Source organism: Vibrio sp. CB1-5 (genome assembly GCF_059412285.1).
Genome location: NZ_JBJHPB010000009.1, coordinates 147568 through 163444, shown reverse-complemented (window position 1 = coordinate 163444; position 15877 = coordinate 147568). Strand labels below are relative to the sequence as shown.

The following is a 15877-nucleotide window of genomic DNA, read 5'->3' as shown; positions in this document are numbered from 1 at the left end:
TTCAGGTTTCTTTCAACCTGACGGGTTTGCCAGCTTCGCTGGGCAAACAAAAAAGCCCGCTCAAATGAGCGGGCAATGAGGTTGTCTAAAAGGCAGGCGCGAGGCCTGCTTATTAGTTTTTATCTATTACGCGTTTTTTACTTGCGCATGAAGCTCTTGTACTGATGTTACTGTCGATTTCGCGTCAGCAGTGTGAGACATACATGTTGCAAATGCTGCGTTTAGCGTCGTGGTGTAGTTCACCTTCTCTGCCAACGCGCCACGACGTAGAACCTTCGAGTCTTCAATCGCTTGACGGCCAGCAGCCGTGTTAACGATGTAGGTGTACTCGTTGTTCTTGATGCGGTCTAGAATGTGTGGGCGACCTTCGTGTACCTTGTTAACAAGGCGAGGGTTAATGCCCGCTTCACCAAGAATGACTGCAGTACCGTGTGTTGCATCTAGCTGGTAGCCTAGCTTAGTTAGCTTAGACGCTAGGTCTACAACGCGCTCTTTGTCACCTTCACGAACTGAAAGCAGTGCACGACCACCTTCTGGGTAAACATTGCCACAACCTAGTTCTGCTTTCGCGTAAGCTTCAGCAAACGTTGCACCAACACCCATCACTTCACCAGTAGAACGCATCTCTGGGCCCAATAGTGGATCAACACCAGGGAATTTGTTGAACGGCAGTACGACTTCTTTCACTGAGTAGTATGGAGGAATGATCTCTTTCGTGAAGCCTTGAGCTTCTAGAGATTGACCAGCCATCACTCGAGCGGCAATCTTAGCAATAGGCGCGCCAGTTGCTTTCGATACAAACGGTACAGTACGTGCAGCACGTGGGTTAACTTCAATCAAGTAAACCTTGTTGTTCTTAACCGCAAACTGCGTGTTCATTAGACCACGAACACCTAGCTCGAATGCCAGCTTTTCAACTTGCTCACGCATAGTGTCTTGGATTTCTTGGCTAAGCGTGTACGCTGGAAGTGAACATGCTGAGTCACCTGAGTGAACACCTGCTTGCTCGATATGCTCCATGATACCGCCGATAACCACACGCTCACCGTCACAGATAGCATCGATATCAACTTCTACCGCGTCATCTAGGAAGCTATCTAGAAGTACTGGCGATTCGTTAGATACGCTTACTGCTTCGTTGAAGTAGCGACGTAGATCTTGCTCGTCGTATACGATTTCCATCGCACGACCACCCAGTACATAAGATGGGCGAACAACCAATGGGAAGCCGATTTCACGAGATTTCTCTACCGCTTGCTCCATCGTTGTTACTGTCGCGTTCTCTGGCTGTAGAAGACCAAGACGGTCAACAGCCACTTGGAAACGCTCACGGTCTTCTGCACGGTCGATAGCGTCTGGGCTAGTACCAATGATTGGCACGCCAGCTGCTTCTAAAGCACGAGCCAGTTTCAGTGGCGTTTGACCACCGTACTGAACGATAACGCCTTTTGGCTTCTCTACGCGAGCGATAGCCAATACATCTTCCAGAGTTACTGGTTCGAAGTACAGACGGTCAGACGTATCGTAGTCAGTAGACACTGTTTCTGGGTTACAGTTAACCATAATGGTCTCGTAACCGTCTTCACGCAGTGCTAGTGATGCGTGTACACAGCAGTAGTCAAATTCAATACCTTGGCCGATACGGTTTGGACCGCCACCTAGGATCATGATCTTGTCTTTTTCTGTTGGGTTCGCTTCACATTCGTCATCGTAAGATGAGTACATGTAAGCCGTATCAGAAGAGAACTCAGCCGCACAGGTATCAACACGCTTGTACACTGGGTGGATATCGTATTGGTCACGTAGACGACGGATTTCGCTCTCTGCCACACCTAGGATTTTAGATAGGCGTGCGTCAGCAAAACCTTTGCGTTTTAGTTTGTTTAGCTCTTGCTTATCAAGACCTGCAAAGCCTTTCGCTTTTAGCTCTTGCTCAAGCTTAACAATCTCTTCGATTTGAACTAGGAACCAACGGTCGATTTGCGTTAGGTTGAACACGCCATCAACAGATAGGCCAGCACGGAATGCATCGGCAACATACCAAATACGCTCAGCGCCCGCTTCCTTAAGCTCGTGACGGATTTTAGACAGTGCATCAGGAGCATCTAGGTCGACCATTTCGTCAAAACCAGTTGCACCTACTTCTAGACCACGAAGTGCTTTTTGCAGTGATTCTTGTTGGTTACGACCAATTGCCATCACCTCACCTACTGACTTCATCTGAGTAGTCAAGCGGTCGTTAGCACCCGCGAACTTCTCAAAGTTAAAGCGAGGGATCTTAGTGACTACGTAGTCGATAGTTGGTTCGAACGATGCTGGGGTTGCGCCGCCAGTGATGTCGTTCATTAGCTCGTCTAGCGTGAAGCCAACAGCCAGTTTCGCGGCAATCTTCGCGATTGGGAAACCTGTTGCTTTAGACGCTAGCGCTGAAGAGCGAGATACACGTGGGTTCATCTCGATGATAACCATACGGCCATCTTTCGGGTTGATACCAAACTGTACGTTTGAACCACCTGTTTCTACACCAATTTCACGAAGTACCGCTAGAGATGCGTTACGCATCAGCTGGTATTCTTTGTCTGTCAGCGTTTGTGCTGGTGCCACTGTGATTGAGTCACCAGTGTGAATACCCATTGGGTCGAAGTTTTCAATCGCACAAACGATGATGCAGTTGTCCGCTTTGTCGCGAACCACTTCCATCTCATACTCTTTCCAACCGATAAGAGATTCATCGATAAGAAGTTCGTTTGTTGGAGACAGGTCTAAACCACGACGACAGATTTCTTCGAACTCTTCTTTGTTATATGCGATACCGCCACCGGTACCACCCATAGTGAAAGAAGGGCGAATGATACAAGGGAAGCCAACCATATCAAGAACGCCGTAAGCTTCTTCCATAGTCTTAGCCGTGTCAGCACGTGGACACTCTAGGCCGATTGACTTCATCGCTTTATCAAAGCGAGAACGGTCTTCTGCTTTATCGATAGCATCAGCCGTTGCGCCGATCATCTCTACACCGAACTCTGCTAGTACGCCGTGTTTTTCTAAGTCTAGAGCACAGTTAAGTGCAGTCTGACCACCCATAGTAGGCAGTACTGCATCTGGACGCTCTTTCTCGATGATGTTACGAACCACTTCCCATTGGATAGGCTCGATGTAAGTTGCATCTGCCATGTCTGGGTCAGTCATGATAGTTGCAGGGTTCGAGTTCACAAGGATAACTCGGTAACCTTCTTCACGTAGCGCTTTACACGCTTGAGCACCAGAGTAGTCAAACTCACAAGCCTGACCGATAACAATCGGGCCAGCACCAAGAATTAGAATACTTTTTAAGTCAGTACGTTTTGGCATTCTCAACTACTCCGAATTACGCTTTATGTTCTTTAATAAGTTCGATGAAGTGGTCAAACAATGGCGCTGCATCGTGTGGACCTGGGCTCGCTTCAGGGTGACCTTGGAAGCTGAACGCTGGCTTATCGGTACGGTGGATACCTTGAAGTGTGCCGTCAAACAGAGACTTGTGCGTTGCACGTAGATTCTCTGGAAGCGTCTCTTCATCCGCAGCAAAGCCGTGGTTCTGTGAAGTAATCATTACTACATCACGATCTAGGTCTTTAACTGGGTGGTTTGCACCGTGGTGGCCAAACTTCATCTTCACTGTTTGCGCACCAGACGCTAGAGCCAAGATTTGGTGACCAAGGCAGATACCGAAGATTGGTAGGCCTTTGTCTAGGAATACTTTCGTTGCTTCGATAGCGTAAGTACATGGCGCTGGGTCACCAGGGCCGTTTGATAGGAATACGCCATCTGGGTTAAGTGCAAGTACATCTTCAGCAGAAGTTTGCGCTGGAACCACTGTTAGGCGGCAGCCGCGGTCTACAAGCATGCGTAGGATGTTGCGTTTTGCACCGAAGTCGTAAGCAACAACGTGATATGGCAGCTCGCTGTCGTCTTTCGCTTCAGGAAGGCCACCTTCAAGCGTCCACGAACCCTGTTTCCATTGATACGTTTCTTGCGTTGTTACTTCTTTCGCAAGATCCATACCTTTCAAGCCAGGGAACTCTTTCGCTTTCGCCAGAGCTAGCGCTTCGTCTAGGTTATCACCCGCAACGATACAACCGTTCTGAGCGCCTTTTTCACGAAGAAGGCGAGTCAGTTTACGTGTATCAATATCTGCGATACCAACAATGTTTTGAGACTTTAGGTAGTCAGAAAGTGACTGCTCATTACGGAAGTTAGAAGCGATAAGAGGAAGATCGCGGATCACAAGGCCTTGTGCGTGGATTGCTGAAGACTCTTCGTCTTCTTTATTAGTACCAGTATTGCCAATATGAGGATAAGTTAGGGTGACAATCTGTTGAGAATAGGAAGGATCAGTGAGGATTTCTTGGTACCCCGTCATCGAGGTATTAAAAACAACTTCACCAACGGATAAACCATCTGCTCCAATGGAAACACCGCGGAACACTGTCCCATCTTCTAGGACTAACAGTGCTGATTTACTCAAGACAACCTCCAGAATAAAAATGCATAAATTTTAAATTAAATTGCAAATCTGCCTTCCTCTTCGCCATAAATAAGCGGTTTTAGGTAGTTCAGACAAATTGGCGGTATTCTAATGATGCCGACGATTTGTGTCAACAAGCATGGAAAAATAAATCCAAATTTTATAGTCACTGGCGATTTTTTTGTTTTAAACCGCCAAAAATGTACATTTACAAAGACAAATTCAATCAGTTAACGGCAAGCATAGTTTTTCGACGCCGAATCTCACCGTCACACTATAAAATTTGCAACAACTATTTGCGCAAACGATAGCCAAACAGACAAAACACACAAAAATAGGGGTTTAATTTAAAAAACAACAAAAAAGCCCCATAAGAACAGGTAAAAACTGCAATTTCAGTACACTTTCCATCCATTCATAGAAACTGAAAGGAAAAGCGCTTATAGTGACTCAGGCTATCATTCCTAGAATATTTATGTATTTCTCGCCGTTAATCCTGGCGTCGATTTAGGGTATAAAAAAAAGCGCCAAACTGGCGCTTTTCTCTAAATACTGTCTAACCCGAGTACTTCGGTCATGGTGTAAAAACCAGCGGGCTTGTCGTTGAGCCACACAGCAGCTTTCACTGCACCATTGGCAAAGGTCATACGATCGGTCGCTTTGTGAGTAATCTCAACACGCTCGCCGATATCAGCAAACATTGCGGTGTGCTCACCGATGATGTCACCAGCACGGATGGTCGCAAAGCCGATTTCATCACGAGTTCGCTCGCCAGTAATGCCTTCACGAGCATAAACCGCCACATCATTTAACTCATTACCCATGGCGCCAGCAATCGCTTCCCCCATGCCAATCGCAGTGCCAGATGGCGCGTCAACCTTATGGCGGTGATGTGCTTCAACAATTTCAATGTCGCAGTAATCACCCATCACTTTCGCCGCTTTCTCTAGCAATTTGAAAACGAGGTTAACACCGACGCTGTAGTTTGGCGCCATCACCACAGGAACCATCTTGGCCGCTTCGTCGATCAGTTGTTTCTCTTCATCGCTAAAGCCAGTGGTACCAATCACCATTTTTTTGCCGTGTTGTTTACACAGCTCGAGGTTCGCAAGGGTACTTTTTGGTGCGGTAAAGTCGATGATCACATCGAAGTCTTCAATCGACTTTGTTAAATCGTCTACAAGCGCGACATCAAAACGCCCTTCACCACATAGTTCGCCAACATCAACACCAACGAGTGAAGACTCAGGACGCTCTGAGCCCGCTCCCACGGTCGCTTGTTTGTTGTGAAATGTTGCTTTTACTAGGTTGCGACCCATACGGCCCGCTGCTCCTGCAATCGCAATTCTTACCATTGCGCTATTCTCCGTTGTTTTGTGTTGCTACCAATGTAACGTAAAGCCTTTGGGGCTGCTAGCATCTAAAGGGATTTAGCTGAATTTTTCTATCACTTTATTCAACACTGGAACGTTGGCTTCAGGGAAGGCATAGTCAGCCAGTTCACCGATGGTTACCCATCGACCTTCCTGTCCTTCTTTTCCAAACGGAGTACCTTCGAAGGCAGTGACCGAGATAAAGTCGAACTCCAGTGATTTCTCTGGGTAGTCGTGAATCAGATGCTCAAATACTGCTTGCTCGGTCACTGTGATATCAATCTCTTCGTACAGCTCACGAATGATAGCCTCGCTAATGGTTTCTCCGGCTTCAACTTTACCGCCAGGGAACTCCCAAAAACCGCCTTTATGCAGATTGTCCGGTCTTTTAGTAATGTAGATTTGAGACTTGTCTTGATTGAAAATGATTGCGGCAACGATATGGATACGTTTCACTCTACTTTCCTCATTATTATTTTTGTTACTCGCGCAGAAGCTGAGCATAGAAAAGAATCTATGCATAAAAAAAGAGCCGCATAGTGCGACTCTTCATTATCAGCATCATGGCTTAGTTGATCTTACCATGACATTGCTTGTACTTCTTGCCGCTACCACATGGGCATGGTTCGTTACGGCCTACTTTACGCTCTTCACGCACCATAGGTTGTTGTGAACCATCCTCCGCTTGCTCTGAGTTATCAGCTAGTTGGTTTTCAGCATTCGCGTGTTGTGCTTGCGCTTTTGCTGCTGCGGCTTCCGCTTGAGCTTGGCGCTGAGCTTCCATACGCTCCACTTCTTCTTGCTGCTGTACGCGTACTTTAGAAAGAATCGTGATCACATCGAATTTCAGAGAATCTAGCAGTTGCTCGAACAGTTCAAACGACTCACGCTTGTACTCTTGTTTCGGGTTCTTCTGAGCATAGCCACGTAGGTGGATACCTTGACGTAGGTGATCCATCGCCGCTAGGTGCTCTTTCCAAAGCGTGTCTAGCGTTTGTAGCATCACTGATTTCTCAAAGTTACGCAGCACTTGCGCACCAACCGTCTCTTCTTTCTGCTGGTAAACCGTTACTGCAGTATCCAAGATCTTCTCACGAAGCGCTTCTTCGTATAGCTTATCGTCTTCTTCCAACCAAGACTTGATCGGTAAATCAAGGTCAAAGTCATTCTTAAGACGCTCCTGAAGACCTTCGATATCCCACATATCTTCTAGCGATTGCGGTGCAATGTATTCATCAATAACAGACGTGAACACATCACTGCGGTTTTGCTCTAGCATCTCGCTGATATCTTCAGCAGTCATCAGTTCATCACGCAGCTCGTAAACCACTTTACGTTGGTCGTTCGCCACGTCATCGAATTCAAGAAGCTGTTTACGGATGTCGAAGTTACGACCTTCCACTTTACGCTGTGCTTTTTCGATTGAGCGAGACAACATCTTACTTTCAATCGCTTCACCCTCATCCATACCACTTTGGATTAGGCTTGCCATACGATCAGAGGTAAAGATACGTAATAGTTGGTCTTCCATAGACAGGTAGAAGCGTGAAGAACCCGCATCACCCTGACGACCAGAACGACCACGAAGCTGGTTATCGATACGGCGAGATTCGTGACGTTCCGTACCGATGATGTGTAGACCACCTGCTTCTAGCACTTGGTCATGAACCACTTTCCATTCCGCTTTGATTGCATCAATTTGCTCTTGTGATGGGTTGTCAAGCTGCTCAACCTTCGCTTGCCAGCTACCACCTAGCACGATATCGGTACCACGACCTGCCATGTTGGTCGCGATTGTTACCGCGCCTGGCGTACCCGCTTCAGCTACGATTTCCGCTTCTCTTTCGTGGAACTTCGCGTTCAGTACGTTGTGCTTGATCTTCGCTTGCTTAAGAGCGTTAGACAGTAGCTCTGATTTCTCAATCGATACCGTACCCACTAGACTTGGCTGACCGTTTGCCGCGCGCTCTTTAATGTCTTCAATAATGGCGTTGAATTTTTCAACCTCAGTACGATAAACCACATCCGGCATATCGTTACGAACCATAGGCTTGTTGGTTGGGATAACCACAGTCTCTAGGCCGTAGATAGATTGGAATTCGAATGCTTCAGTATCAGCGGTACCTGTCATACCAGACAGCTTGTCGTATAGACGGAAGTAGTTCTGGAAAGTAATCGATGCCAACGTTTGGTTTTCGTTTTGGATCTTAACGCCTTCTTTTGCTTCAACCGCTTGGTGAAGGCCTTCAGACCAACGACGACCCGGCATAGTACGACCGGTGTGTTCATCAACGATAACCACTTCGCCGTCTTCGTTAACGATGTAGTCAACGTTTTTCTCAAACAGAACGTGGGCACGAAGTGCTGCATTCACATGGTGCAGTAAGCTGATGTTGGTTGGCGAGTAAAGTGTATCGCCCTCTTCCATCAAGCCATTTTTGATAAGTAGCTCTTCAACAAACTCCTGACCGGTCTCAGTTAGGTGCACTTGCTTAGACTTCTCATCCACTGTGTAGTGACCGTCACCGCGGTACTCTTCTGAATCTTCTTGATCTTGTTGCTCAAGGTGAGGAATCAAGGTGTTGATGCGAGTATAAAGATCAGAGCTATCTTCGGCTGGGCCAGAGATAATTAGCGGTGTACGCGCTTCATCGATTAGGATCGAGTCAACTTCATCGACAACAGCAAAGAAACGTTCACGTTGAACTCGATCTTCAACACGGAAAGCCATGTTGTCACGTAGGTAGTCGAAACCAAACTCGTTGTTTGTTCCGTATAAAATATCGGCTTGGTATGCGTCTTTCTTCTCTTGAGGGTGCATATTTGGCACGTTAATGCCAACGGTCATACCTAGAAATTCGAATAGTGCACGGTTGGTCTCCGCATCACGCTTAGCAAGATAGTCGTTCACCGTAACGATGTGAACACCTTTGCCTGGTAGAGCGTTTAGGTACGCAGGTAGTGTCGCTGTTAGCGTTTTACCTTCACCAGTACGCATCTCTGCGATTTGGCCAGAGTTAAGAACCATACCACCGATAAGCTGAACATCGAAGTGACGCATGCCAAACACACGCTTAGATGCTTCGCGAACGGTTGCGAATGCTTCCGGTAGGATTTGGTCTAGGTTTTCACCTTTGTCCAAGCGCTCACGAAATTCCACTGTCTTCGCTTTCAGTTCTTCGTCAGATAACGCTTCGAACTGAGGCTCGTAGTTATTGATCTGTTTAACGATTTTTCTTAGTCGACGCAGTGTTCTGTCGTTGCGACTACCAATGACCTTTGTCAGTAGGTTAGTAATCATTGTATTTTTGTTCTCTCTACCATTAGATCATTTCGACCTATTAAAATTGCCTTCCGTCTCTACTAAGGCCAAGCGACCTAACTGAGATAAAATCTATACCAACTGATATTGAGTTCAAGCGGCTAGAATTCAAGGCAGACATACCAATTAATGGCACATAGTTTAAGGAATTTTTGCCCCAACAACCAAGCATCTATCGAAACTAACCGCAATTAGTTTGATGTGTTTGGAAGTTTTGAGGAATAAACCCGCGACAAGGTGGATATTGTCGCTGAAAAGTACAGCATTTGATAAACGTAGCGCGACTCAAATTTGCAAACTTAAACTGCGCAAACGCCGCCTACTCTGGTATTTCGTCGAAGTGGGTGAGGTAAATATCAAACAAAGATCTCTATGATCGGCAAGAGATCGTCACGATCCTGAACGTGCTTGGCAAGTTTTTGCCACCTAATTGACTCTCAATTTGCAAAAGCGATTCAAACTAAAAAAGCCAAATCACAGATACAAAAAATCAGGCGCTAGGCCTGATTTTTCACAATGAGGAGGATCGGATTATGCCAATACCATGCTCGGATCTGCAAACGCAACTGGAGAACCTTCTTTTTCTTCAAAAGTTGTCCACTCCCACGCTTCTTGATCAGCCAGTACCGCACGAAGCAGTTGGTTGTTCAAGCCGTGGCCAGATTTGTAAGCAGCGAACTCACCAATGATGGCATGACCTACCATGTAAAGGTCGCCAATCGCATCTAGCACTTTATGAGTCACAAACTCATTGTCAAAACGAAGGCCATCTTCGTTAAGGATGCGGTAATCATCAAGTACGATTGCATTGTCAAAACTTCCGCCAAGCGCAAGATTCTTAGACTGCAAGTATTCGATGTCACGCATGAAACCAAACGTTCGTGCACGAGAGATCTCTTTCACAAAGCCTTGTGAAGAGAAATCGAACAATAAGTGCTGCTCATCTGCATCAATTGCAGGATGATTGAAGTCGATCTCGAAATCCATGCGGAAGCCGTTAAATGGACGGAACTCTGCCCATTTGTCACCGTCTTCAAAACGCACCGTTTTCTTAATACGAATGAATCGTTTTGGTGCATTTTGAGTCTCAATGCCCGCTTGTTGTAGCAGGTATACGAATGGGCTCGCGCTACCATCCATAATTGGGATCTCAGGTGCATCAACCTCAACAATAATATTATCAATACCCATGCCGGCTAAAGCGGCATTTAGGTGCTCAACCGTAGAAATACGGATGCCTTCATCGTTAACAAGCGCAGTACATAGCATAGTGTCACGTACAGAAAGAGGATCCGCAGGAAAATCCACAGGCGGATTCACGTCAGTACGACGATATATAACACCAGTATTAGCAGCCGCAGGACGCAAAGTTAGTGTTACTTTACGGCCAGAGTGGAGACCCACCCCTACAGTAGTCACTATTTCTTTAAGCGTACGTTGTCTGATCATCTACAAACCTCTTATTCTACGCTACATATCACGGTTGATTATGTAACCAACCGCGAATCCTACCAGAATTTTGAGCTATGTCAAATTCACGCAGATTATCAATCTGCCTGACGACGCAAAAATGCTGGAATGTCTAAGTAGCCACTTTCCTTCTCAGGCTTAGGTGCTGCGCTGGTATTGCCGCTCGACACAGGTGCAGAGCTTGCAGTATTTGGCGTGTTAACCTCAACCTTCTCCTGATTATTTACAGGCAAAGATTGTGCCACTTTGTCCTCTACTTTTGCAGCTGGCGCTTGAGTTGGCTGAGGAGCCTGACTTGTAGTCACTGGCGTTTTACCACCTGCGACTAACGTAATATCTGGCTTACGCTCGTTGCCGATACCCGTCGCAACCACAGTCACGCGAATTTCATCGCTCATGTCTGGGTCTAGAGAAGTACCAATAACAACCGTTGCGTTGTCAGATGCAAAGGCTTTCACTGTGTTACCAACGGTCTCGAATTCGTCTAGACGCATATCAAGACCAGCAGTGATGTTCACAAGCACACCGCGTGCACCTGCTAGATCGATGTCTTCTAGAAGTGGGCTAGAAATTGCCATCTCTGCTGCTTCTTCTGCACGATCTTCACCTTTAGCGACACCGCTACCCATCATTGCATGACCCATTTCCGACATCACGGTACGTACGTCCGCAAAGTCGACGTTAATCATACCTGGGCGAGTAATCAGTTCAGCGATACCTTGAACCGCATTCTTCAGTACGTCGTTTGCACTTGCAAACGCTTCCAGTAGCGTAACGCCACGGCCTAGTACTTTCAGAAGCTTTTCGTTTGGAATCGTGATCAAAGAGTCAACGTGCTTTGATAACTCTTCAATACCTTGCTCCGCGAATAAAAGACGCTTTTTACCTTCAAAGCTAAATGGTTTCGTGACCACTGCGACTGTAAGAATGCCTAACTCTTTCGCGACTTCAGCAATTACTGGAGCAGCACCGGTTCCGGTACCTCCGCCCATACCAGCTGCGATAAACACCATATCGGCACCAGTAATGCTTTCTTTAATTCTTTCTTTGTCTTCAAGAGCTGCATCACGCCCAACTTGAGGGTTTGCACCCGCACCCAAGCCTTTTGTGATATCGCCGCCAATTTGAATAACGTGGTTGATGCTCGTTTTACGCAATGCTTGAGCATCAGTATTAACACTAATGAAATCAACCCCTTCGATTGACTCACGTACCATGTGTTCTACAGCGTTACCACCGCCACCGCCTACACCCACTACTTTAATGACAGCTTCGTCAGACATTTCCATCATCGGTTCAAACATTTGTTATCTCCGTTTTCCTGCAACTCAGGTTAAAACTCTTTTTGTATCCAATTACGCAACTTACCAAAGATTGTCGACACCGATTGACGCTTTGGCTCGTTATAATCATTGTCGTCATTATCCTGACTGTCTCTTGCGTAATGAAGTAATCCAACGGCCGTAGAATGATACGGCTCTTTTACATAGTCCGTCAGGCCACTCACCTCTAGAGGCTTACCTACACGAACCTGGTTACGAAATACACGCTCAGCGCACTCCACAACCCCTTCAATTTGTGCTGCACCGCCAGTTAAGACGACACCTGCTGCGAGATGGTGCTTCACACCGCTCTCTCTGAGTTTCGCTTGAACATTATCAATGGTTTGATTAACAAGTCCCATTAATTCTGTGTAGCGAGGTTCTATCACTTCTGCCAATGTTTGGCGCTGTAAACTGCGTGATGGACGGCCGCCAACGCTCGGAACGTTCACTGTATCGTCTTTACTCACTAGTTCACTCAGTGCACAGCCATATTTCACTTTGATCTCTTCAGCATCACTCAAAGGTGTACCGAAAGCAAAAGCGATATCACTGGTCACCGCATTGCCAGCATAAGAGAACACCTCTGTGTGTCTCAGTGCTCCGCCTGTCCAGATAGAAATATCCATAGTGCCAGCGCCAATGTCAACCACACAAACACCGAGCTCACGCTCGTCTTCGGTGATCACTGCATTGCTTGATGCCAGGCCAGAGAAAACCAGTTGTTCGACTTTGAGTCCACAGCGTTCTACCGCTTTAATGATGTTTCTTGCCATGTCGTTATGACAAGAGATCAAATGAACGCTGACTTCCATTCGAACCCCAGACAGTCCAAGTGGGTTTTTTATACCCTCTTGATAGTCTATGGTAAACTCCTGAGGAATCACATGAAGAATACGCTGTTCATCACCAATTTTTATGGATTTAGCGGTATGAATCGCCCTGTCCATATCATCTTGTGACACCTCTTCCTCAGAAATGGTTCCCATGCCTTTTTCAATTCGACTCGCAATATGCTTACCAGAAAGAGAGATAAACACGCTACTGATCTGGCACTCCGCCATCAGCTCAGCCTGATCGACAGCACGTTGCACGGATTTAACCACTGACTCAAGGTCGTTAACGCCACCTTTGTCCATTCCGCGAGAAGGACTAGAACCTGCACCAATGATATTGACCTGCCCATCCGGCAAAACCTCGCCGACTAGCGCAGATACGGTCGCAGTGCCAATATCAAGACCGACAATAATATTGTCATCCGTGGTCTTCGTCATCTGTACTCTCTTATATTTTGCTATCTCAAATCCCAGAGAACAACGCACTTGGGTTGCCCAATTCCTAACTGAACTTAAGTATCGATACGCGAGAGCCTATCGATACATAAAACCAGTTACCCTGCAGATTCAACTGCCGTGCCCTCTGCTGTCGTTTCAGCAGGGAACCAACCGACGGCTGCTCCCGTGTCGTATCGCAAATCGATATAGCTGATTTGAGATACCTTGTCACCCAAGTCACGATACAGAGAGATAAAACGCTGCAAGCGCTCATCGAGTGCATCTTTGCCTAGCTCTAAACGGATCCCGTTATCGAGGATCACTTGCCATGCACGGCGCTCATTCAACACTAGTGAAGATATCGCTAGCCCTAAGCTTGCTAGCTTGGCATTGCTGTCACGATAAGTATCCAACACGAAACGTTCAGTGCCCATTGGACCATATAGCTTCACTTTCTGCTCTTCAATCACAGACACATCACCGCTGAACACAACACCATGTATATCAAGCATATCGATGCCATTCCAGATCGCACTCGCTTCGTACTCGGTTAAAAACACCTTCACAGTGTCTGGCCATTGTTTACGTACCGATGCTTGCGAGACCCATGGAATTTGCTCAACACTTTGCTGCAGAACATCGATATCTTGAGACATGAAGGTCCCGATATGTTCCAAATTGGCAAAAGCGTGCTGCACATCTTTAGCACTTACATGGGTTAGATCCCCTTGTAGCACTATCTTAGATAAGGGAAGGCGCTGGTCGTCCCACATCCAGCTAATGGTGGAATAAAGTGTTGAACCGATGACTGCGATCACTGCAAATAAAAAAATCGCCCCGATCCCGTGTTGTGAAAACATGGAAGCTCGACGCGTTTGCTCTACACTGCTGTCTGAAGTTTCAGTCAAACTCTTTGGTCCCTTATTAACTTCTCTTCGCCTTTCCTTAAGATAGTGGAATAAGAGTCTAATCTAATGGTCTTAACCTAACGATTATACTAATCAATATCAAACTATCAAACACTCAACCCAAGAAAACTGGGCTTTTGCGCACTGAAACAACAAAAAAGTTCGAATGGACGATCAATTCACTACATCGCTCATTCGAACTCATAAATTATTCAATACTCTCGAAAATCGAGAAACTAGCTATTTTGCATCACTTGGATGTCTAGCTTCATCTTCTCAAGCTGCTTAGCCACTTTACCAATATCACCCGCACCTTGCGTCAAGACTAAGTCGCCGTCTTGCAAAAGATTGGATAAAACTGATGGTAAACCACTCATTTCTGGAACAAAAACTGGATCAAGCTTACCGCGAGTACGAATGGTACGACACAGTGAACGACCATCAGCGCCAGCAATTGGGGCTTCTCCGGCCGAATACACGTCCAGCATGACCAGTACATCTACCTGCTCCAGCACATTGGCAAAATCATCGTAAAGGTCACGAGTACGGCTATAACGGTGTGGTTGGAACACCATGACCAATCGCTTATCCGCCCAACCATCACGCGCGGCTTTGATGGTGACATCCACTTCTGTTGGGTGGTGACCATAATCATCGACCAGCATGACACGGCCGTTACCCGTTTCAAATTCACCTAGATGCTCAAAACGGCGCCCTGTCCCTTCGGTGCCTAGCATCGCCTTAACGATAGCCTCGTCACTAATGTTATCTTCGGTCGCGACGGCAATAGCGGCAGACGCATTCAATGCGTTATGTTTACCAGGAATATTCAGGGTAATCTCAAGGTTATCTCGGCCTTTTCTGACAACGGTAAACTTACCTTGCTGCCCTTCTTGGCGATAATTCTCAATACGTACGTCCGCATCCTCTGAAAAACCGTAGGTGATCACTTGACGACTTACACTTGGAATCAGCTCACGAACCACGGGATCGTCAACACACATCACAGCTTGTCCGTAAAACGGTAGGTTATGGAGAAAATCGATAAAGGTTTGCTTGAGCGTATCGAAGTCACCGCCATAGGTATCCATGTGGTCGGCTTCGATATTAGTGACGATACTAACCATTGGTTGAAGGTGTAGGAAAGACGCATCACTTTCATCGGCTTCCGCAATCAATATACGGCTTGATCCTAAACGTGCATTGGTGCCAGCACTTTTCACCAGACCACCGTTAACGAAGGTTGGGTCCATGCCCGCTTCTGAATAAATTTGCGTAACCAACGCTGTGGTCGTGGTTTTGCCGTGCGTCCCCGCAACGGCAATACCGTGTCTAAAGCGCATCAGTTCAGCCAACATTTCAGCACGACGTACCACTGGGATTCGCAGCTCTTTTGCCGCAACCAGCTCAGGGTTTTCAGGGTCAATCGCGGTAGACACCACGACCACACTTGCAAGATCAATGTTACTTGCTGCATGACCAATAAAGACGGTCGCCCCTTTTTGCGTAAGGCGCGCTGTCACAGCATTCTCAGCAATATCAGAGCCGGTAATTTGATACCCCTCGTTAAGTAGCACCTCTGCGATGCCACTCATACCCGCACCGCCGATACCGACAAAGTGAATACACTTCACACGTCTCATTTCAGGTATCAGGGCACGGATCTGCGCTAAGTCTGGTGTTTGTTGCTGTGTCATGAGT

10 protein-coding genes are annotated in these 15877 nt (G+C 46.7%); all 10 read right to left on the bottom strand.

The features are described 5' to 3' along the window. Nucleotides 1–126 precede the first annotated feature (126 nt). Complete coding sequence (gene carB / locus ACJB0T_RS09335) at nucleotides 127–3351, bottom strand: carbamoyl-phosphate synthase large subunit (protein WP_479288773.1); 3225 nt, start codon at nucleotides 3349–3351, stop codon at nucleotides 127–129. 16 nt (nucleotides 3352–3367) lie between these two features. After that, nucleotides 3368–4507 (bottom strand): glutamine-hydrolyzing carbamoyl-phosphate synthase small subunit, encoded by a 1140-nt coding sequence (carA, locus tag ACJB0T_RS09330; protein WP_479288772.1) that lies wholly within the window; start codon nucleotides 4505–4507, stop codon nucleotides 3368–3370. A gap of 545 nt (nucleotides 4508–5052) precedes the next feature. Beyond that, entirely contained in the window at nucleotides 5053–5862 is an 810-nt protein-coding gene (gene dapB / locus ACJB0T_RS09325) for a 4-hydroxy-tetrahydrodipicolinate reductase (protein WP_479288771.1), read from the bottom strand. A 75-nt stretch (nucleotides 5863–5937) separates the two neighbouring features. Beyond that, nucleotides 5938–6336, bottom strand: a complete 399-nt coding sequence (mutT, locus tag ACJB0T_RS09320; protein WP_112459869.1) for an 8-oxo-dGTP diphosphatase MutT — start codon at nucleotides 6334–6336, stop codon at nucleotides 5938–5940. A 112-nt stretch (nucleotides 6337–6448) separates the two neighbouring features. Beyond that, on the bottom strand, nucleotides 6449–9181 hold the full coding sequence (secA, locus tag ACJB0T_RS09315; protein ID WP_479288770.1) for a preprotein translocase subunit SecA: 2733 nt from the start codon (nucleotides 9179–9181) through the stop codon (nucleotides 6449–6451). Nucleotides 9182–9733: 552 nt separating this feature from the next. After that, a complete protein-coding gene (gene lpxC / locus ACJB0T_RS09310; protein WP_479288769.1) occupies nucleotides 9734–10651 on the bottom strand; it encodes a UDP-3-O-acyl-N-acetylglucosamine deacetylase in 918 nt (305 codons plus the stop codon). A gap of 98 nt (nucleotides 10652–10749) precedes the next feature. Further along, a complete protein-coding gene (gene ftsZ, locus ACJB0T_RS09305) occupies nucleotides 10750–11976 on the bottom strand; it encodes a cell division protein FtsZ (protein WP_479288768.1) in 1227 nt (408 codons plus the stop codon). Nucleotides 11977–12005: 29 nt separating this feature from the next. Continuing rightward, nucleotides 12006–13268, bottom strand: coding sequence for a cell division protein FtsA (gene ftsA / locus ACJB0T_RS09300; protein ID WP_112480104.1), 1263 nt, complete (start codon nucleotides 13266–13268; stop codon nucleotides 12006–12008). A gap of 116 nt (nucleotides 13269–13384) precedes the next feature. Next, nucleotides 13385–14128: a cell division protein FtsQ/DivIB gene (locus tag ACJB0T_RS09295; RefSeq protein WP_479292189.1), complete on the bottom strand. Its 744-nt coding sequence runs from the start codon at nucleotides 14126–14128 to the stop codon at nucleotides 13385–13387. A 284-nt stretch (nucleotides 14129–14412) separates the two neighbouring features. Next, entirely contained in the window at nucleotides 14413–15873 is a 1461-nt protein-coding gene (gene murC, locus ACJB0T_RS09290) for a UDP-N-acetylmuramate--L-alanine ligase (RefSeq protein ID WP_479288767.1), read from the bottom strand. Between the last annotated feature and the right edge of the window lie 4 nt (nucleotides 15874–15877).